The sequence below is a fragment of the Sphingobacterium sp. E70 genome, assembly GCF_019285695.1.
Classification (GTDB): domain Bacteria; phylum Bacteroidota; class Bacteroidia; order Sphingobacteriales; family Sphingobacteriaceae; genus Sphingobacterium; species Sphingobacterium detergens.
The window spans coordinates 2,785,533-2,805,817 of the sequence record NZ_CP079104.1 but is presented as its reverse complement, the minus strand read 5'-3'; the positions used below and the strand labels follow the sequence as shown (position 1 = coordinate 2,805,817).

Genomic DNA, 20,285 nt, shown 5'->3' with positions numbered 1-20,285 from the left:
TTAAGGTTTTCCTTCAAATAAGCTAAAAATCCCGTTCGTCCATAGGCTCGGGTAAATTCCCGATCATCCCAGCTCCAATTTCCACTGTTGTATTCTGCAAATCGAAAAGATCATAAGCCACCTCTTCGTAAGGATGCGCTTCATAAAGTGCCAAAAGCAGCTTTCTTTCTATTGAACGTGTATAGATCACCTCTATCCGCGTTTCTTCGACACGCTCCTGTGTTCCTATTTCGCCGATAGTAGGTTCGGATCCCGCCAAAGGTCTGAAACTTCCATAACCTGCAGTATTAAAACTACATTGATCATAATGTTTCCCAATTTGGCCCGCTCCAGCATCAAATAATGCTGTCCTGACTTCTTCTACATGACTCCTTGGCACAAACACAACCATCTTGCGCAATACATTGGGTTTCGATTCCAATATCGCCTGATTAACCAATCCAAGTTTATCTGCTATCTTTGAATTGACCCCGCCAGTGACATTATCCAAATTGGTATGTATCGCGTATAGCGCAATTTTATTCTCAATAGCTTTTATGACAGTGCGTTCCACATAATTCTTTCCATTGAACTTTTTTAAGCCTTTGAAAACAATGGGATGATGTGAAATAATTAAATTGCATCCTTTTTCGATCGCCTCCTGTACAACTTCCTCTGTACAATCCAACGAAATTAATATTTTGGTAATCTCCTGATTTGCATTGCCTACGATAAGTCCGGCATTATCATAAGATTCCTGCAAATCCAAGGAGCCAGCTGCTCCAGATATTGAATAACTGCTTTAATTTTCATCGTTTATAATCACCTCCTTTTCTCTAAATTTATCGTGTTCTTCTAAAATTCTACGGTTTGCACTGATATTGAACCAATAGTTGGCCAATGTGACAAAGTGCATAATACCCAAAACACCTAGAATAGAAATCGGCAAGGGATATTTGCAGCCAAATAAATCCATGCATACAATGATCCTTTCCGATAAGTTGGGTTTTCCTCTACAGCTATCTTACGATCATAGAACTCATTGATGAGGGAATCTCTTAGGCGGGAAGCGACCTGAAAATTCCAATAAATATTGACTAATGGAATCGCCACCAACCAAGATTGATTAGGTGTCATCAATCTATTTTCCACCGCGACCAAGTTTAAAGTTTTTCGAATCGTATTCGCAAATAATAACCAAATAATGGTGCGTATAACGATTAGACCTAAAGCCGGATAGAGTATTTCGGGTTTACTTAATTCATTTAATAATTCTTCTTGCGTCATTGAAATATCTTGCTCTTATTTATTTTTCCTGTAATAACAAATCTACTAATTCTTTCAGCTTTTTTATTTGCGGATTATGATCTCCGATCAATTCAACGGTTTTAAAATGACGTTGTTTAGCTTTCGCGTAAAATGGATAAAAGTCATCTTTTTCCATTGCCTTACCTTCTTCGTAGGTCAAGATATAAGTAGCGGGAATTCTCTCCCTTTCTGGGTTTCTTAAACTGATTTTATCAGTCATCGTTTTCAAAGGGTGGGGACGTCCCGCGGAAACTTACTTTCGTCTTTTACCCAAAATGGAATAATAAAACCTTCCTTCTCAAATTTCAAAAGACCATTGTCCCCAGGCTTTACCATCAAACTCAAGACCGATTCCTGATTATCGGGAAGGATGGCGTCTAAATATACCAATTTTTTTATTCTATCCGGAAGACTATCTGCTACACCCGTTATTATCATTCCCCCATAGCTGTGTCCAACCAATACAATATCTCGAAGATCTTCAAATAATATGGTATTGACAACGTCGTTGATGTGGGTCTGTAAACGAATAGAAGTATCCGCTAAATGATAACGTTCTCCCAAACCGGTTAGTGCAGGACGATATACTTTATGTCCTTCTTTCTCTAATTCATTTGCTGTCTTTTTAAATTGCCAGGCGCCACCCCAGGCACCATGTACAACAACATAAGTAGTTTGCTGTGCATAAGCAGATTTTAAGCCTACAACTAATGAAAAAAACAATATAAAACAACCTAATTTATTAAATTTCATTACATTATGTTTATTCAAATTAACACGTCACTCCTCCTAAATCTACTCAACAATTTGCTATGTTCCAATAAGCATTTTTCATTTTGCAGTCGAAAACGATATATGTGAGTAATCACTCATAAAACTGCACCTAGCTTTATCCTTGTTTAAGGATAGATTTCATATTAAAACTGCCCTAACAGATAAAGCAGGGTAGGGGAGAACTCGACACAACTTGTTAGACATACAGCAAAAATATTGTTGGTTTTTATGGAAATCCTCTTTCTGTTTTTTCCATTCAGCAATGGTTAAACTCTTTATAGACTCGTCAGCGGAAGTGACATTACAGGCTACGCAAAGCTGGGTATTGGATTTACAGTTTTTTAGAATATCTTCGAGAAGATGATTGTTTCGAAATGGTGTTTCAATAAATATCTGAGTTTGCTTCTCACGCATAGATTGTAGCTCTAGATCTTTGATTTTCTTTGCACGCTCATTTTTATCAATAGGCAAATAACCATGGAAAGCAAACTTCTGTCCACTAAATCCTGAAGCCATAAGTGCTAATAGGATGGAACTGGGACCAACCAACGGTACCACTTTTATCCCAAGCTGATGAGCACGAGCAACCACAGAAGCACCGGGATCGGCTACTCCCGGACAGCCGGCCTCCGACATCAATCCTACATTTTTTCCTTGCTTCAAGCCTTCAAAAAAATCATTGATATTTCCCTTGTCCCGCGCATGTTTACCATAATCATGTATCGTCAATTCACTTTGAGGAATTTTTAATCCAGCCAGTTTGAGAAACTTTCGCCGTCTTTTCATTTTCCACGATATATTCGTCCAATGCATTGATTGTCTCAACCAAATAAGGAGTAAAAGATTGGAATGCAGCATCATCGCTCAAAGGAACGGGAATTAAATATAATATACCTTTTGCCATATACAAACCTACTAATTAACGACCATTTGGCTATAGTAATTTTAAACTTAGCATAATTTAACCTTTAAAAATGATTAAGTTTGCGAATTTTAAACTCATTATTAGTATTTTAGCATAAGTATTTGTTGCAACAATAAACATCATCCAAATGATCACACAAATTACAGAAGGCGTAAAAATCTCGGTTGAAACCATCTATCAATCGGAGTATTCTAATCCCGACCGTGAACATTTTATGTTTGCTTATCACATTAGCATAGAAAATTTGAGCGATTACACGGTACAATTGATCAGTCGTTACTGGAAAATATTTGATGCAAAAGGCGACTATCGGGAAGTGTCGGGAGAAGGTGTTGTAGGTGAGCAGCCTGTTATCGAACCGGGCCAGGTACATCAATATACTTCGGGATGTAATCTCAACAGTGAATTTGGTTTCATGGAAGGTCATTACAATATGATCCGTTCTTTGGATAATAGCAGTTTCCAGGTTGAAATACCTCGTTTCAATCTGATTGCGGATTATGCATTGAATTAAATTTATCAAGGTAATATCATTATTGCCGATTTATCACACAACGAAGCTTTTTCGCATCGAATAAGAAACTATTTCTTTATTTTTGCGTGCATTCTAAATCAACTTGTTACTGAGATTATGCTGAACAGGATAATTTTGTTCCTCAGCCCATAGTTAAACATAGCATAGAAAGCCATCCATTAGATTTAATTAGTCAGCAATCAAAAAAGATTATTGATTCAATATATAAATAATTGAAAATCAAAAATAATAATATAATTACTTGATTTTCAATACATTAAAAAACCGTCAGGGGTAATAAATTCTTGAATGGAATTTTATTGTATTAAAATGACTAAAATTAATTTTTGGGTGATATAACGTGAGTATTTTAGCTACAGAACAAGTAAGCCATTCCTTCCATGATAGGTGGCTTTTTAGAGATTTACACTTCGGACTCCAAAAAGGAGAGCGGGTGGCTTTGGTCGGAATAAATGGTACAGGCAAATCAACATTGCTTTCTATTTTAGCAGATCGTACCTTGCCAACATCAGGAAAAGTTGTCAAAGAAAAGGGTATAAAAATAGGATTTCTCGAACAAGATCCTGATTTCACAGGATTAAAATCAATCAATGATTTTATATATAGTGCAGACAACGATCAGCAACGTCTAATCAGGGAATATGAAGAACTTCTGGAAAGTACTGATATTGATCAAAAAAATTAGAAGATCTTACCGAAAAATAAGTTCATTGAATGCTTGGGAATATGAGCATAATATAAAGACGATTTTAAATCGTTTAAATATTATGGACTTTCAGCAGGATATAAAAAGTCTCTCCGGGGACAACGTAAAAGACTCGCACTGGCCAAACTTTTGATAGACGAGCCGGATGTATATATCCTGGATGAGCCAACCAACCACTTGGATATAGAAACCATTGAATGGTTAGAAAAGTTACTGACCACTGGCAGCAAGACGGTGCTTTTAGTTACACACGACCGCTACTTCCTCGATAATATATGTACAGAAATCAGAGAACTTGATAGGGGAATCTTTACATTTATAAAGGTAACTATTCCTATTTTTTGGAGAAGAAGTCGGATCGAGAAACGATCGATGCAGTCATGGTCGAGAAGAGCAGAAATCTACTTCGCAAGGAATTGGAATGGATGCGGCGTCAACCTCAGGCAAGAGGTACCAAATCCAAATCCCGCATCGAAGCTTTCTACGATCTAGAAGAAAAATCCAAATCAATAAAAGGAAATGACTCTGTTCAGCTTAGTGTAAAAGTAAGTAGACAGGGTTCTAAAATTCTCGAACTGGAACATGTATCCAAGCATTATGGAGCGAAAGAAATCATAACAGATTTTTCCTACACATTCAAAAAAGGAGACCGTATAGGTCTAGCTGGAAAAAACGGAACTGGTAAATCAACCTTTTTAAATCTTATCACAAAAGAAGAAACTCCAGATGCTGGAACAATAGCAGTAGGAGAGACCACTGTATATGGATACTATAAGCAAGGGGACTTGAAGTAAATGAAAATGATCGTGTACTTGATGTTGTAAAAATGTTGCTGATTATATTGAGATGGCAAATGGAGAAATGATTACAGCATCTCAATTACTCACACACTTTTTGTTTCCTCCAGAGAAGCAATTTGGTTTTGTCAACAAACTTAGTGGTGGGGAAAGAAAGCGTCTTCAATTGATGCGGGTATTAATGAAGAATCCTAATTTCCTTATACTAGATGAGCCATCCAATGACCTGGACATTGACACATTAAATGTATTAGAAGATTTCCTTGATAATTATAGGGGCGTACTTATATTGGTATCCCATGATAGATATCTATTGGATAAGTTGACAGATCAACTTTTCATATTTGAGGGAACAGGTAAGATCCGTATCTATAATGGAAACTATGCCGACTTTAAATCAGAACAAGATGAAATCCAAAAATTAGAAAAGGAAAAACAAAAGAAAAATAGCCAAGACAAAGCTAAACCCGAGGTAAAAGAGGAAAAGAAAAAGCTCTCTTACAAGGATCAACTTGAATACAATAAACTGGAAACAGAAATAGAAAATCTCGAACTACAGGTAAAGGCAAAGACTGAAGAATTAAATCAATTAACAGATCACGTCAAGCTTTCAACATTAGCAGAGGAGATTAAAACTATGCAAGAACAGATAGACCAAAAATCGGAACGATGGTTATATCTTGCAGATTTTATGTAAAATTTTCAATCGGGTTTCACGTGGAACGTAGATAAAAGAGTAAATTTGTAAATAAATAAAAAACCACGTTTCACGTGGAACAAGGATATAGAGATGTTTAAAAAATACAATGTAATTGTAGTAGGTGCAGGACATGCCGGATGTGAAGCAGCAGCAGCAGCAGCTAATCTGGGTTCTTCCACTTTGCTTATTACAATGAATATGGGTGTGATAGCTCAAATGAGTTGCAACCCTGCTATAGGTGGTGTAGCCAAAGGACAAATCGTAAGAGAAATAGATGCGATGGGAGGATACACAGGTATCATTGCAGATAAATCAACGATTCAATTCCGCATGCTTAATCTTTCAAAAGGTCCTGCGATGTGGAGTCCACGTACACAAAATGATCGGATGCGATTTGCAGAGGAGTGGAGATTACAATTAGAATCTCTGCCAAATCTAGATATGTGGCAAGATACCGTCAAGGAGGTAATCGTTAAAAACGGAAAGGCATGCGGAGTCATCACTTCTATGGGAATAGAAATTGAATCGGATGCTGTTGTCCTAACAAACGGGACATTCTTAAATGGCGTAATCCATATCGGTGATAAAAATTTGGAGGTGGTAGAACAGGAGAGAAGGCTGCTACAGGACTGACGGAGCAGCTCGTTTCACTGGGCTTCGAATCAGGTAGAATGAAAACTGGTACGCCACCAAGAATTGATGGCCGTAGTCTTAACTATGGTCTCATGGAAGAACAATGGGGTGATGAAAAGAAAGGACGATTCTCTTATACAGATGTAGAGATGCCGACAGAACAACGCTGTTGCTGGATTACATATACCAATGATAAGGTACATGAAATGCTTCGTACAGGGTTCGAAAAATCACCTATGTTTACTGGACGAATTAAGGGATTAGGTCCTCGTTATTGTCCCTCGATAGAGGACAAGATCAATCGCTTTGCGGAGCGTGAGCGACACCAGATTTTTGTGGAACCGGAGGGATTCAAAACAGTGGAAATTTATGTAAACGGATTCTCCACATCACTTCCAGAAGATGTACAATTAAAAGCGCTACAATTTATACCCGGATTTGAAAATGCAAAGATGTACCGTCCGGGATATGCAATAGAGTATGACTATTTTCCACCAATGCAGCTCGATCTAACATTGGAAACCCAATTGGTAAAACATTTATTTTTTTGCGGGCAGATCAATGGTACTACGGGGTATGAAGAAGCTGCGGCACAAGGATTCCTTGCTGGTATAAACGCTCATCAACGTATCAATGATGACAAAGAACTTATTCTAAAAAGATCCGAATCATATATTGGTGTATTAGTAGATGACCTTGTCACAAAAGGAACAGAGGAACCGTACCGCATGTTTACCTCTAGAGCAGAGCACCGCTTACTGCTGCGTCAGGATAACGCCGATATCCGTCTTACACCATTAGCCTACAAGCTAGGATTAGTCGGAGAGGAGAGACTAGAGAAAGTGCAAGATAAAATAGATAACTCCAATAACATCATTGAATACCTCAAACAGAATTCAACGAATCTTGAAAAGATGAATACGGTATTGGCAGAAGTTGGATCCAGTGCACTTGCTCAAAAAACACGTTTAAGTAATGTACTAGCCCGACCACAGGTCAGCATACAAGATATCGTCAAAGGCGATGAAGCCTTTGCTCAATATGTTTCTCAATTTGATAATGAAACAATAGAGCAGGCAGAAATTAACATGAAATACGAGAGCTATTTCGAAAAAGAAATAGAAATAGTCAATCGCATGAAGAAGATGGAAGATAGAGAAATTAATCCTGATTTCGATTATGGTTTACTAACTTCACTGTCAATTGAAGCAAGACAAAAATTAGCGAAGGTAAAACCTAGAACATTAGGTCAAGCTTCCCGAATTTCGGGTGTATCACCATCAGATATCAGTGTTTTAATGGTACACATGAGTTAATTAATTGATTTACAGATAATTATAAATAAAAATAAACAAGCTTAAAATAAGCGATTTAAGACAATATTCTATTTTTTATGACAACTTCTTTAAAAAGTAATAAAAGTAGTTCAGAAAGGCTAAAAAGTAGCTTAAAAACGAGATTACTTATTTTAAGCATGTTTATAATGCTCATTGGCTTGTCTATACAATGTGCGAGTATACAACAGCCAACAGGAGGACCTAAAGACTCTATTCCTCCAAAAATTCTGCAGGAAAGCCCTACGAACTTTTCGAAGAATTTTACCGAAAAAAAATCGTCATAACTTTTGATGAGTATGTCAAGCTGGCCAATCAGCAAAAAGAGTTTAGCATCACACCGGATATGGGAAGTAATCCCCAATTCAAAGTCAAGAAAAAAATCTGGAAATCACATTACCAGATTCATTGGAAAAAAATACGACTTATAGCATCTATTTCGGCAAGGGCCTAGTAGATTATAATGCAGGGAATGCATTGGTAAATTACGCTTATGTATTTGCAACAGGTGACAAAATTGACTCACTCAGTATATCGGGCAATGTAAAAAGTGCGATGACAAAAGAAGTATTAAAAGAGGTTAAAGTTCTTCTAATACCCACAAGCCAAGATTCTATTTTTGGAAAAAAGAAAGCCAATATTTTTACCATAACAGATACTGCTGGAAACTACAAACTAAATAACCTCCGTGAGGGAACGTATCGTATATATGCTCTTCAGGAAAAGAACAACGATCGGATCTATAATGCACCCGATGAAGAAATAGGCTTTCTAAAAGATTCCATCGTATTAGAACGGGACCTTACCAATATCAATTTAGAAGTATTCAAAGCTGTTCCAAAAAAATTCCGCACGCAAGAAAAGAAATTTGAGAAAAATGGAAGTGTGCTCCTCATTTTCAATAGAAGAGTGGATAAACCAAAGCTTAATATTCTAAACGATGAAGTCAATAATAAGGATAAAATAGTACGATTCTCGAAGAGTTCCGATTCTGCAACGTTGTTTCTTCCCAACCTAAAAATAGACTCACTCAAACTCGTTCTAACAGAAGGTGAGAAACCTTTGGACACTATTCTTGTCAGAAGAGGAAATGTGAAAATAGAGCAGGTTATAGACCCACAATTTACACCAAATAATGGTAAAGTAGATAGGATCAATCATCTTCAGGTATCAGCTTTTACTCCGATAAAAAATATAGATAAAGCGAAGTTAAAGTTCAAAGAAGATTCTCTTATAAGAACGAACTATCAATTGGCAGTGGATACAAATGACTCCAATATTTACCATATCCGTTATAATTGGAGAAAAGATAAAAAATATCAGATAGAATTTACAGAAGGTGCCATAACAGGATATTTTGGGGAACAAAATAAAGAGAAGAAATTCGATCTGACTTACGATGATAGTGAAAACTATGGGGATCTAACATTTGACTTTACGGATCTGGACAGCAATACTACCTACTTGGTCGAATTGATCAATGAGAAAAAAGATAGGATATATAGAATGGATAAGATCAATAGTGTTAATCCATCAGTAGTTTACAAACAGTTTCCAGGAGGAAAATATACCATACGTGTCATCCGCGATGACAATAATAATGGAATATGGGATACCGGAGATGTTGAGAAGAAGACTTTCCCAGAGCCTGTTGTCTACCTAAATAAGGTTTTTACGATACGTGCAAACTGGGAACAAAAAGATAGCTTTTCATTAAGTGGACTCAAAAAGGAATAAAATTGAGACTAATTGTAAAAAACAAGAAAAAAATATTGCTAATACGTTTAAGCTAAAACCAAGAGCTATATAATACATAGTTATGTGGCAGCTGCTGTAAAAGCGCTTTCTGTTCATCAGTCAGCGCTTTTATTTTTTTGCAGGAACTCCAGCATATAGATATCCTGATTCACAACGGGTATTTTCCAAAACAACAGCACCAGCAGCAATAATTACATTGGATTCCACCACTGCATTATCCATTACTATAGCGCCCATCCCGATCAGAACATGATCTTCCACGACACATCCGTGTACCATAGCCTGATGGCCAATATTAACGTAATTACCAATGGTAGTTCCGCATTTTTATAGGTACAATGGATAACAGCACCATCTTGTATATTGGTATAATGACCTATACGAATATAATTAACATCCCCGCGAATTACCGCATTGAACCAAACCGAACAATGGTGTCCAATCTCTACATCGCCAACAATAGTCGAATTGGGGGCCAAAAAGCATTCCTCAGCTATCATTGGAGACTTATCTAAAACAGGTAAAATAAGTGCCATATCTACTAAAATATCGTGTCTTGTAATATATCCGAATGCTGGGGATAATCTGTTGTATAATGCAAGCCCCTGCTTTCTTTTCTAAGCATAGCCGACTTGGTTACAATATAAGCAACCTGGATCACATTCCGCAGTTCACAAAGCTTCACAGAAAGCCGGGTGTTGCGATAGAATTCCTCTGTTTCCTCATATAGTAAATGTAGGCGTTTAAGGGCCCTTTCTAGTCTAAAATCTGATCGAACAATACCAACATAATCACTCATGATCTTCTGACACTCACGTAGATTATGACTGACTAGAATATCCTCATTGGAAAGGGAGGTCTTCGAGTCATCCCATTCGGGAACATCGGAAACATGGTTTATAGCTCCAACGGATTTTGTAGCATCCAAAAGATCCGATGAGCATATACAAGAGCCTCAAGTAAGGAATTAGAAGCCAATCGATTTGCTCCATGCAATCCAGTCGATGAACACTCTCCACAGGCATATAGATTACGTATGCTGCTTCGTCCAAAATCATCTACATAAATTCCACCGCATAAATAATGGGCAGCCGGAGTGACCGGTATAAAGTCTGTAGCCATGTCCAATCCTATAGAAAGACATTTTTCATAAATATTTGGAAAGTGCTTAATAATATCCTTCTTATCCCTATGGGTAATATCCAGATACACATAATCTATACCAGACCTCTTCATTTCGGCATCTATAGCGCGCGCAACAATATCTCTTGGAGCCAAAGAGGCTCTTTCGTCATATTCCTCCATAAAAGGCTCACCATTTATCCTTCTAAGAATCCCTCCGAAACCACGAACGGCCTCCGAAACCAAAAAAGCGGGTGAATCCTTCGGATTATATAATGAGGTCGGGTGAAATTGCATAAATTCCATATTACGCACCTTGCCTTTCGCCCGGTAAACCATCGCTATACCATCACCAGTAGCAATAGTCGGATTAGTTGTACTCGAGTACACATGTCCCGCACCACCGGATGCCATGACAGTCACCTTGCTCAAAATCTTGTCTACGAGATGCGATGAGGTATCAAATGCATAGATACCATAACAGGTAATATCTTCCCTATTCTTATCAACATACTCCCCATATGATGCTGGGTGATCAGATCGATAGCAAAATAATGAGTAACCATTTCGATATTAGGATCGTTGTGTGCTTGCACCAACAACGCTCGTTCGATTTCATACCCCGTTATATCTTTATAATGTAGAATACGATGAGCCGAGTGCCCCCTTCTTTAGCTAGATCATAAACTCCAGATTCCTCCTTGTCAAATGAGGTTCCATAAGAAATAAGTTCGGCAATCCGATCCGGAGCCTCCCGGACCACGTTTTCCACAATTTCCACATCACATAATCCATCTCCAGCTATCTGAGTATCAATGATATGCTTTTCGAAGCTATCTGACTTATCCACAACGGCAGCTACTCCCCCTGTGCGTATTTCGTGTTAGACTCATCCTCATTGGACTTAGTGACTATCAACACTTTACCAAATTTAGAAGCTTTCAATGCAAAGCTCAATCCGGCAATACCTGATCCAATGACCAAAAAATCTACTTTTCTATCTGCCATATATTTTAAAATTCACAAACTATCCCCAAAAGTGATGGTTCAAATTAACGAAAAATGTGGAAAACGTGTAAATAAAAGGTTAAATAAAAATGAAAAGTATTTAACATTCCACAAATCCCCTACTTTCACTACGAATTCCAATTATTTTTCCGCACAAAAATTGGCAGATTTCCACATTTTACAAACATTAACTATTCAACAAAAAAATATGGAAAATAAAAAACAGGAAAAATTAGAATTTTAAAAATCAGCTATTTAATACCAAATTTCTGTTGAAAAATTGTTGAAAACTCTATAAAAACCTAAAATCAAAATCGATTCAAATCAATTTATACCACTTTTCCACACCCTAATAAACAATAAGAGATTCTTTAATTTAAAATATTAGTATTTATTAAAAAAAAAAAGATTGTGGAATACGTTCGAAAATCTTTGTTTAGTTTTGTCAACATCGAATCAAACCTTTTTAGGTTACGATATTTGGAAGTGATTAACTCCCTATTGAAATATCGAAATCTAAACGGGTTTATTTTCGGAAATCAAATTCTTGAGGGATTTTTGAGCTCTTTAGAATTGAATATTTTTTTAAAAATTTAAAAACAAAATTTTATGAGATTATAAAAGAGTTTGTATTGGCATTTTTATGCTTTTTATTATGGAATTTCGTTTTTGAGGCTATTAGATTTGTTTATTTCACTTCTGATAACTTTATTCGGATTTTATCTGAATCTTAATGGGTTTAAAATCATTTTAAATGAAAAAATCTGTTTATTTAGGCCGTTTTGGTTTTAATATTTACTTTTTTTAAGAATTTTCTTGATTTACTAGGTTTAAAATAGTTTAAACGAGCATTTTTTATTGAATTTCGAAAGTAATTTTTGGTGATTTCTATATTTTGAAATTTGAAATTTTTGACCCTTTCAGAATCAGATAAACGATTCGTTAGTATACTTTCGACGTTATATCGGATTCTTACTGGGTTTAAAACAAGAAAAATTTATTTTGAGATCGAATAATTAAAAAAGATAATTTTATACGAGTGAAAATTTTGAAAAATGCAATTTAGTGGTGATTTATTATCGATTTCTTTGAGATATTAAAATTTTTGAAGCATTTATTGGTATTTATGCTATTCTCAGCGGCTTTATTATAAATTTTTGTAATATAGACGCGATTAGAATTGAATATTTACCATTGAATTTTTCTTAAAAATTGTTATTTGATTCTAAATGACATTTTGAAATATACTAATCGAATCGCATGAACCGCGCATTTGATGAGCTTAGTATAATTTCACAGCAGATACACTGAAATCGAATATGATTGTGTTATTTGAAAAAAGTTTATTGAGAAATGAACATTCTTACTATATTTGCGACCCAGTATCGACTGGGCACTTTGGAAATTTAAAATTTAAGTGCTTTAGCTTTTGATAAATGGTATTATTGGATATTGTATATTTTTATGACAATGTCAAGGAGTTTATTTTCAAAATAAGGTCTCTATGAATGCAATAGAATTATATACTTTGTAACATATAAATTTTGGTCGATTCTAAAGGAGTTTATTTGTGCTGGCAGCGGATTCTAAAGGCTTTAAGATTGGCTTATTCGAATTATTGGATTTATGTTTATAGATTATTGAATTCTTAGAGCCTATAAGAGACTTTACAAACTACAATAGTTAATTATAATAAAATTTTATAGTTTTTAAATTATATTAATAATGTTGTTGTAATATAGTTTTATATTTAATTATATAGAAATTTTTTAAATAATATTCCTTTACGCCGATAGAAAGCATAGAAATGGCTATCTTTTCTATATATTTCTGAGTTATTTTGAACGTATTAGTAGACGCTTTTTGTAGAAATACATTATTTATAAACACTTAATTCAATTCTATTCGACTAATAGTTTTTATTGGGCGTTCTAGATTCCGATATAAGCCTATTTTCTATTTATTAAATTGAATAGTTTATCCATAAGGGTCTTGTAAAATAGTAAAGCCTGCTAGACTTGAATAAATTCCGATTTACAGATTTTTCATAAGGATATCCTATTCCTACAGCCTTTATTTAGCTGAATTTTGACCTTATAACAAGACCAAAGCCTCCTAGCTTTCTATATAACTTTTTACTTTCTTATTTTATTAAAAAATTGGATTCTAAAAGACTTTTTATTCCGAATAACCAATATTTGTCTTTCGGAATCGATTTATTTTCAAAATCGATCTGGATTATTTAATCAACTACTTCTGACTGTCTAAACCTATTCATAATACAAATTTTTATTTTCGAAATTATGAGGCATAAAACACTTTACTTGAGAATTTAAAGTCTTCGAGATTTTGCTGCAGCACATTATGTTGACAATGGAGACAGATATTCAATTCTCAGCGACTTTATTTGATAATGGATAGCGTTTAGTTTACGCTTGTTTTACTCTTTTCGATTCGCACATTAAAAAAATGGCTCTATTAAAAAAATAAAGTCTTTCAGGTTTTATTAAAAATTCATCACTAGCTACCAATATGTAAATATTCAAATCTCAGCGGCTTTATTTGAGAATGAATTGTGTATAGATAATCCTTTTCCCTATTTTTTAGATTTTTATTTTTTCAAGAATTGGTTTATTTAGAATAAAGTCTTTCAGGTTTTCGTAAAACTTCAGCGTTTACTGTTAGTACGCGAATATTCAAATCTCAGCGGCCTTATTTGAGGGTGGATTCTGTATAGACAATCCTTTATCAATTTTTTAGATTTTTATTTTTTCAAAAACGGGTCGATTTAAAAATAAGTCTTTCAGATTTTCTTAAAACTTGCGGCTGACTTCCAGTATATGAATATTCAATTCTAAACGACTTTATAGCCGAGGATGCTATTCTCTTTGAAGTCGACATATTTTTATCCTCTATAGCGGCTCGATATGTTAGTTATTAGAAGGCTGGATGGTTCTTGAAGTTTCTTCCTAAATTTCCCTAGACATCAATATTTTTTCCTGCATAAATTCGTTTTTGAATAGTGGATTCTAACGGCTACAAATTTCGATCGGATAGAAAATGTTAATAAATAAAGCTTCCGTTTATGCTATATTTTTCCTTGTTTTGTATCATGCCTAAGAACGTTCATAAGGCTATAAATTTATAGAAAATCGTTTTCTGTGTTAGAAAGATTCTGAAACAAACCCGCTGAGATTTTGATATAGGATATATAGCTTGGTTATTTATAGGATATACGACTCTAAGAGGGTTTAAAATTGAATATTTCTGAAGTTATTTTGTTTTACGATAATAATTTAACTTTAGTTTTTGTATTATTTTTAAATTACGCTATCAACATATTTGATTAATTTGCTTTTTGCTGACTTTTATATATGTAACAATGCTTATTTTTGTTGCTCATAAACTGTTGAAAGTACCCGCATGGAAATTGTAAATTATGAGCTTCAGGCAAAAGGATATAATGATGCTCCGATTGACCCCTCATTGGATTTAGTAGCTGAGATCCAACGATTAAAGAAAGAAAAGAATGCTGTAATTTTAGCACACTATTATCAAGAGTCTGAAATTCAAGATATAGCAGATTATATTGGAGATAGTTTGGGCTTGTCGCAAGAAGCGGCGAAAACGGATGCAGACTTGATAGTGTTTGCTGGAGTACATTTTATGGCCGAGACAGCCAAGATACTTTCACCAACAAAAAAGTTATTTTGCCAGACGCTAAAGCTGGTTGTTCATTATCGGATTCATGTCCACCACATTTGTTTGCTAAGTTTAAAGAGCAATACCCAGATCATTTGGTGATTACTTACGTAAATTGTACCGCTGAATTGAAAGCGCTTTCGGATATCGTATGTACCTCAAGCAATGCTGTACAAATCGTCGAGAGTCTTCCGATAGACCAAAAAATCATATTTGGGCCAGATCGTAACCTTGGGGCGTATGTAAAGAAAAAAACTGGACGTGATCTAGTGTTGTGGAATGGAGCGTGTATGGTGCATGAAATTTTTCTCAGGACAAAATAGATCGTTTGAAAAGCGAATACCCTGAGGCTAAATTTATTGCACATCCAGAATGTGAAGACCATATTTTAGCTAAAGCAGATTATGTTGGTTCCACAGCCGGAATGCTTAAGTTTACACAGACAGATAATGCCCAGTCTTATATTGTTGCCACGGAATCTGGGATTCTTTATCAGATGCAGAAAGCAAGCCCTGAGAAGACTTTTATTCCTGCTCCCCGAACAATGCCTGTGCATGTAATGATTGCCCTCACATGAAGCTTAATACGCTTGAGAAGCTTTATAATTGTTTGAAATATGAATCGCCTGAAATTTTACTTCCTGAAGATGTCATACTTCGCGCACAACGGCCTATTGAACGGATGTTAGAGATATCGGCAAGTTTGGGACTGTAGTAATTTGCATAATTTTTGATAATAATCGATATGATAACAAATTGGTTTTCATATCGATTATTATTTTATAATGCTATTCATCACGTTATCTTGATGAGGATCGAGGGAATATCCTGATAAAGCATTACATGATATTTTGAAATTTTAAATTTTTTAACATGTTTGATTTTGATAATACTGAACGTACCAATTTGGAAGAAATGGGGAGTTTGGTTTAATTGACTATATAAGTAAAGCAGTAGAGCTGACCGAGAAATCGACCATTAAAGGAATTGGTGATGATGCAGCAGTATTGGATTTTGAAGGAAAGAAGACTTTAATTTCTACTGATTTGCTCCTCGAGGGAATTCATTTTGATCTGCGATATGTTCCATTAAAACACTTGGGCTATAAAGCTGTACAGGTAAATTTGAGTGATATCTATGCCATGAATGGAATTGCTTCTCAGATTACATTTTCTATTGGTTTATCTTCCAAATTTCCATTGGAGGCGGTGGAAGAGATCTATCAGGGCGCTTTGATTGCCTGTAAAAAGTATAATGTTGATCTCGTGGGTGGGGATACCTCGGCTTCAGCCCAAGGGCTCGTTATATCAATAACAAGTATAGGCTATGCCGATGCTGAAAAGATCGTTTATCGTAACGGAGCAAAAGAAGGTGACCTATTGTGTGTATCCGGAGATTTAGGAGCAGCATACATGGGATTACAGCTACTGGAGAGAGAAAAAGATATTTATTTAGAAAATCCTAATGTGCAGCCTGATCTGGAAGGTAAAGACTATATCGTGGAACGTCAGTTAAAACCAGAGGCACGAAAAGATATTGTTGAATTATTTGCAAAATTGGGCATTATACCTACGTCAATGATGGATATTTCAGATGGTTTGGCTTCCGAAGTACTTCATATTTGTCGCCAATCTGATAAAGGTTGTAGACTGTATGAGGAAAAAATTCCATTGGATCAGATGACTTATGATACTGGACGTGAATTTGGTATCGACCCAACCGTTGCAGCTCTTAATGGTGGAGAGGACTATGAACTGCTGTTTACAATAGCACAGTCAGATCACGATAAGATTAAGAATTTGCCCGATATCAGTATCATAGGCTATATGACAGCGGCTTCAGAGGGTTGTGAAATGATTTCGAAATCTGGAAATCTATATCCGATTACAGCCCAAGGCTGGAATGCTTTCAAGAAAAAGGATTAAAAAGAAGATATCTAAAAACAAGAAACGAATTTTCCACGAATAAATATTGAAAAAGTTCGATGTGGAATGTTTCGTTAAAGCAAGATAAAAAAGGCTGCCAAACTAATTTGGCAGCCTTTTTATTGCTCTAATTCTTCTTCAAGCACCAAATCTTCTTGTTGTGGATCTCGCTCACCAACATTGAAATTATTGTATCCAAGACCTACTTCTATCTGCAGTAAACGCTGTTGGAGCATCTCTAGTATGGCCAGAAAATTATATACAAACTGAATCTTGTTTTCTGAGTTTTTCAATATCTCCTGAAAATCCAATTTCTTATTGATTTCAATAAGCTCAGCTATCGCCTTTTTCTGTTGTTCGATAGTATAGGGATACTTTACAACAGTATGTGTTACTTCTGCTGGTCTATTGCGAAATTGATACATCATTTGCTCATAGATCATCATTAGTCCATAGAGATCAAAGCTGTCTAGGTTTTCACCTGTTGCATCCAATTGTAGTCGTTGTCGTATATCATATTGGATGTTGCCTCTACTAAATAACTGGAGACGATTTTCTTCCATTACCTTTAAGCCTTCACATACCTCTTTAAATTGTTTATAGAGGATAAGTTTCTGAACGAGGTCTTCTCTCAGATCTATTTCGTTTTCGTTTTCATCAAGATCTGGTCTAGGCAGTAGCATCTTCGCCTTAATACGCATCAATGTAGAGGCTACAAAAATAAATTCGCTGGCCATCTCCATATTGAGTGCCTGCATTTGACTTACGTAAGACAAAAAATCATCGGTAATTTTCGAAATAGGGATATCATGAATGTTCAATTCATCCCGCTCGATAAAAAATAGTAATAAATCAAAAGGTCCCTCAAATTGAGGAAGCTTGATTTCGTAACCTTCTTCTACTTGCATATCTAATACAAATTTACATAATAAAATCTTTTGGAATTGTTCATATAGAAACTATTGGTGCTTTTATTTGTTGTAGCTCAATATGGAAATGCGATTTATTTTAAAGATTAAATAAAATTGTCGTTACTTTGTGTAAACATTTAATGTAAAATAGCAGTACTATGCAATTTGAGGCTGGAGAACTATTAAGTAAAATAAACGATCCCTCTGATCTTAAAAAGCTAAAGGAAGACCAATTAGAACAACTAAGCCAGGAATTACGTCAATTTATTATTGATCAAGTTTCGGTGAATGGTGGTCACTTTGCAGCAAGTTTGGGAGTCGTTGAATTAACCGTGGCATTACACTATGTAATGAATACACCTTATGATCAATTGATCTGGGATGTAGGTCATCAGGCTTATGGTCATAAAATTTTGACTGGACGTCGTGAGATATTTCATACGAATCGCATAGAAAACGGAATTTCGGGTTTTCCCAACCGTTTTGAGTCCGAATACGACGCTTTTGGGGTAGGGCATTCTTCTACGTCAATTTCAGCAGCTTTAGGTATGGCTGTAGCTTCCCAAATAAAAGGAGAAAAAGATCGTCAGCATATTGCGGTTATTGGAGACGGAGCTTTAACTGGCGGTATGTCATTTGAAGCTTTGAACCATGCCGGTATTTCTAAATCTAACTTATTGGTGATTTTGAATGACAATTGTATGTCCATAGATCCCAATGTTGGCGCGCTGAAAGAGTATTTAACAAGTATTACTACATCAAAACGATATAATAGATTTCGGGATGATATAGCTGCTGTGTTGACTAAAATTTCTGAAGTGGGGCCAAATGCGCTTGGTATTGTTAAAAACTAGAGAAAAGCATCAAAGGTACCCTATTGAAGAATGCTAATCTTTTGAGTCATTGAACTTTAGATATTTTGGTCCAGTTGATGGACATGATGTAAAGAAGTTAGCTAAGACGCTTGAAGATCTTAAACATATACCTGGTCCTAAATTGCTACATGTTGTAACAATGAAAGGAAAGGGATTTGCGCTTGCTGAAAAGGATCAGACGAAGTGGCATGCGCCAGGCTTATTTGATAAAATTACTGGGGAGATAAAGAAATCTTCAAGTGAAAAACCTGTAGCACCAAAATACCAGGATGTTTTTGGACATACTATGGTGGAACTTGCTGAAGCAAATGAAAAAATTGTTGGTATCACGCCAGCAATGCCTTCTGGCTCCTCGATGAATATCATGATGAAAGCAATGCCTGACAGAGCATTTGATGTTGGTATTGCTGAACAACATGCCGTCACATTTAGTGCGGGCTTAGCGACGCAGGGCTTATTACCCTTTTGCAATATTTATTCATCGTTTATGCAACGTGCCTATGATCAGGTTATCCATGACGTCGCCCTGCAAAATTTGAATGTTGTGTTTTGCTTAGATCGTGCTGGCGTAGTGGGAGCTGATGGTGCAACACATCATGGAGCTTATGATATCGCTTTTATGCGTTGTGTTCCGAATATGACTGTTTCTGCTCCGATGAATGAAGAGGAGCTTAGAAACTTGATGTATACTGCACAGTTACCTAATAAGGGACCTTTTGTCATTCGCTATCCGAGAGGAAATGGGGTGATGCCAGATTGGCGCCGTCCATTTACGGAAATAGAAATAGGAAAAGGACGAGTGATTACTGAAGGGGAGGAACTCGCTATCTTAAGCTTCGGTGCTATTAATGAAGCCGTCAAAGCCGTACAGCAATTGAATGAATTGGGAATACATCCTGCGCATTATGATCTGCGATTTGCTAAGCCTTTGGATGAAGCCCTATTGCATCAAGTCTTTAAAAATTCAAGAAGATAATCACCGTTGAAGATGGCTGTCTGCAGGGGGCATAGGTTCTGCTGTATTAGAATTTATGGCAGACCATGGTTACAATAGTCAGATTGTACGATTAGGTATTCCTGACCGAATTGTAGAACACGCGGAACAGAATGCACAATGGCGAAGTTCTCATTACGATGCTGCTGCAATTGTCGAAGAGGGAAAAAGATGTGTGACGGAAAATTCACCCATACAATGGTTGGATAGATCCAGTCACTTATAATTTACCAAAAAGGAAATCCTCTACAGGGATTTCCTTTTTTTATGGATTGAAATCGGTTTACTTTCTCATCGACT

General features: G+C 35.9%; 15 protein-coding genes and 7 pseudogenes. 13 read left to right on the top strand and 9 right to left on the bottom strand.

Annotation, left to right across the window (positions count from 1 at the left end):
• Positions 1 to 22: 22 nt before the first annotated feature.
• The 6 genes and pseudogenes from KUH03_RS19945 to KUH03_RS19920 form a co-directional block, all read right to left on the bottom strand.
• A complete protein-coding gene (locus KUH03_RS19945) occupies positions 23 to 748 on the bottom strand; it encodes a YqfO family protein (protein ID WP_306429662.1) in 726 nt (241 codons plus the stop codon).
• Positions 749 to 781: 33 nt separating this feature from the next.
• Positions 782 to 928 (bottom strand): hypothetical protein, encoded by a 147-nt coding sequence (locus tag KUH03_RS19940; RefSeq protein WP_257096023.1) that lies wholly within the window; start codon positions 926 to 928, stop codon positions 782 to 784.
• Positions 910 to 1,266 carry a hypothetical protein gene (locus tag KUH03_RS19935; RefSeq protein ID WP_257096022.1) on the bottom strand — a complete coding sequence of 119 codons (357 nt, stop codon included), beginning with the start codon at positions 1,264 to 1,266 and terminating at the stop codon, positions 910 to 912. Before KUH03_RS19935 ends, KUH03_RS19940 begins: the two co-directional genes overlap by 19 nt.
• Positions 1,267 to 1,285: 19 nt before the next feature.
• Positions 1,286 to 1,507: a hypothetical protein gene (locus KUH03_RS19930; RefSeq protein ID WP_257096021.1), complete on the bottom strand. Its 222-nt coding sequence runs from the start codon at positions 1,505 to 1,507 to the stop codon at positions 1,286 to 1,288.
• A gap of 5 nt (positions 1,508 to 1,512) precedes the next feature.
• Positions 1,513 to 2,040 carry an alpha/beta fold hydrolase gene (locus KUH03_RS19925; protein ID WP_257096020.1) on the bottom strand — a complete coding sequence of 176 codons (528 nt, stop codon included), beginning with the start codon at positions 2,038 to 2,040 and terminating at the stop codon, positions 1,513 to 1,515.
• A 217-nt stretch (positions 2,041 to 2,257) separates the two neighbouring features.
• Positions 2,258 to 2,965: pseudogene (locus KUH03_RS19920) on the bottom strand (SAM-dependent methyltransferase).
• 148 nt (positions 2,966 to 3,113) lie between these two features.
• Here KUH03_RS19920 and apaG point away from each other — a divergent pair.
• The 7 genes and pseudogenes from apaG (at position 3,114) to KUH03_RS19900 (ending at position 9,428) form a co-directional block, all read left to right on the top strand.
• Positions 3,114 to 3,500, top strand: coding sequence for a Co2+/Mg2+ efflux protein ApaG (gene apaG, locus KUH03_RS19915; protein WP_223584040.1), 387 nt, complete (start codon positions 3,114 to 3,116; stop codon positions 3,498 to 3,500).
• 361 nt (positions 3,501 to 3,861) lie between these two features.
• Entirely contained in the window at positions 3,862 to 4,206 is a 345-nt protein-coding gene (locus KUH03_RS46280; protein ID WP_306429659.1) for an ATP-binding cassette domain-containing protein, read from the top strand.
• 126 nt (positions 4,207 to 4,332) lie between these two features.
• A pseudogene (locus KUH03_RS46275) lies at positions 4,333 to 4,389 on the top strand (hypothetical protein); the annotation flags it as partial.
• 179 nt (positions 4,390 to 4,568) lie between these two features.
• Positions 4,569 to 5,021 carry an ATP-binding cassette domain-containing protein gene (locus KUH03_RS46270; protein WP_306429658.1) on the top strand — a complete coding sequence of 151 codons (453 nt, stop codon included), beginning with the start codon at positions 4,569 to 4,571 and terminating at the stop codon, positions 5,019 to 5,021.
• Positions 5,022 to 5,073: 52 nt separating this feature from the next.
• Complete coding sequence (locus KUH03_RS46265; protein WP_306429657.1) at positions 5,074 to 5,721, top strand: ATP-binding cassette domain-containing protein; 648 nt, start codon at positions 5,074 to 5,076, stop codon at positions 5,719 to 5,721.
• Positions 5,722 to 5,814: 93 nt separating this feature from the next.
• A pseudogene (mnmG, locus tag KUH03_RS19905) lies at positions 5,815 to 7,673 on the top strand (tRNA uridine-5-carboxymethylaminomethyl(34) synthesis enzyme MnmG).
• A 426-nt stretch (positions 7,674 to 8,099) separates the two neighbouring features.
• Positions 8,100 to 9,428 (top strand): carboxypeptidase-like regulatory domain-containing protein, encoded by a 1,329-nt coding sequence (locus KUH03_RS19900; protein ID WP_257096019.1) that lies wholly within the window; start codon positions 8,100 to 8,102, stop codon positions 9,426 to 9,428.
• Between the two features lie 52 nt (positions 9,429 to 9,480).
• Here KUH03_RS19900 and KUH03_RS19895 read toward each other — a convergent pair.
• Together KUH03_RS19895 and nadB are read right to left on the bottom strand one after the other, a co-directional pair.
• A pseudogene (locus tag KUH03_RS19895) lies at positions 9,481 to 9,985 on the bottom strand (gamma carbonic anhydrase family protein).
• Positions 9,986 to 9,990: 5 nt separating this feature from the next.
• Positions 9,991 to 11,579: pseudogene (nadB, locus tag KUH03_RS19890) on the bottom strand (L-aspartate oxidase).
• On the opposite strand from nadB, the gene KUH03_RS19885 reads away from it, so the two are divergent.
• From KUH03_RS19885 to thiL, 3 genes and pseudogenes are all read left to right on the top strand, one after another.
• Complete coding sequence (locus KUH03_RS19885) at positions 11,470 to 11,823, top strand: hypothetical protein (protein ID WP_257098126.1); 354 nt, start codon at positions 11,470 to 11,472, stop codon at positions 11,821 to 11,823. The pseudogene nadB and the gene KUH03_RS19885 sit on opposite strands and share 110 nt — an antisense overlap.
• A gap of 3,179 nt (positions 11,824 to 15,002) precedes the next feature.
• A pseudogene (gene nadA, locus KUH03_RS19880) lies at positions 15,003 to 15,995 on the top strand (quinolinate synthase NadA).
• A 158-nt stretch (positions 15,996 to 16,153) separates the two neighbouring features.
• A pseudogene (gene thiL / locus KUH03_RS19875) lies at positions 16,154 to 17,205 on the top strand (thiamine-phosphate kinase).
• A gap of 119 nt (positions 17,206 to 17,324) precedes the next feature.
• On the opposite strand, the gene KUH03_RS19870 reads toward thiL, so the two are convergent.
• Positions 17,325 to 18,113, bottom strand: a complete 789-nt coding sequence (locus tag KUH03_RS19870; RefSeq protein WP_257096017.1) for a ScpA family protein — start codon at positions 18,111 to 18,113, stop codon at positions 17,325 to 17,327.
• 161 nt (positions 18,114 to 18,274) lie between these two features.
• Between KUH03_RS19870 and KUH03_RS48855 the strand changes: the two genes are divergently transcribed.
• The 3 genes from KUH03_RS48855 to KUH03_RS48845 are packed head-to-tail and all read left to right on the top strand — an operon-like array spanning position 18,275 to position 20,211.
• Positions 18,275 to 18,970: a 1-deoxy-D-xylulose-5-phosphate synthase N-terminal domain-containing protein gene (locus KUH03_RS48855; RefSeq protein WP_373564766.1), complete on the top strand. Its 696-nt coding sequence runs from the start codon at positions 18,275 to 18,277 to the stop codon at positions 18,968 to 18,970.
• A gap of 49 nt (positions 18,971 to 19,019) precedes the next feature.
• Complete coding sequence (locus tag KUH03_RS48850; protein ID WP_373564765.1) at positions 19,020 to 19,967, top strand: 1-deoxy-D-xylulose-5-phosphate synthase N-terminal domain-containing protein; 948 nt, start codon at positions 19,020 to 19,022, stop codon at positions 19,965 to 19,967.
• Between the two features lie 55 nt (positions 19,968 to 20,022).
• Positions 20,023 to 20,211: a hypothetical protein gene (locus KUH03_RS48845; RefSeq protein WP_373564764.1), complete on the top strand. Its 189-nt coding sequence runs from the start codon at positions 20,023 to 20,025 to the stop codon at positions 20,209 to 20,211.
• Positions 20,212 to 20,285 lie beyond the last annotated feature (74 nt).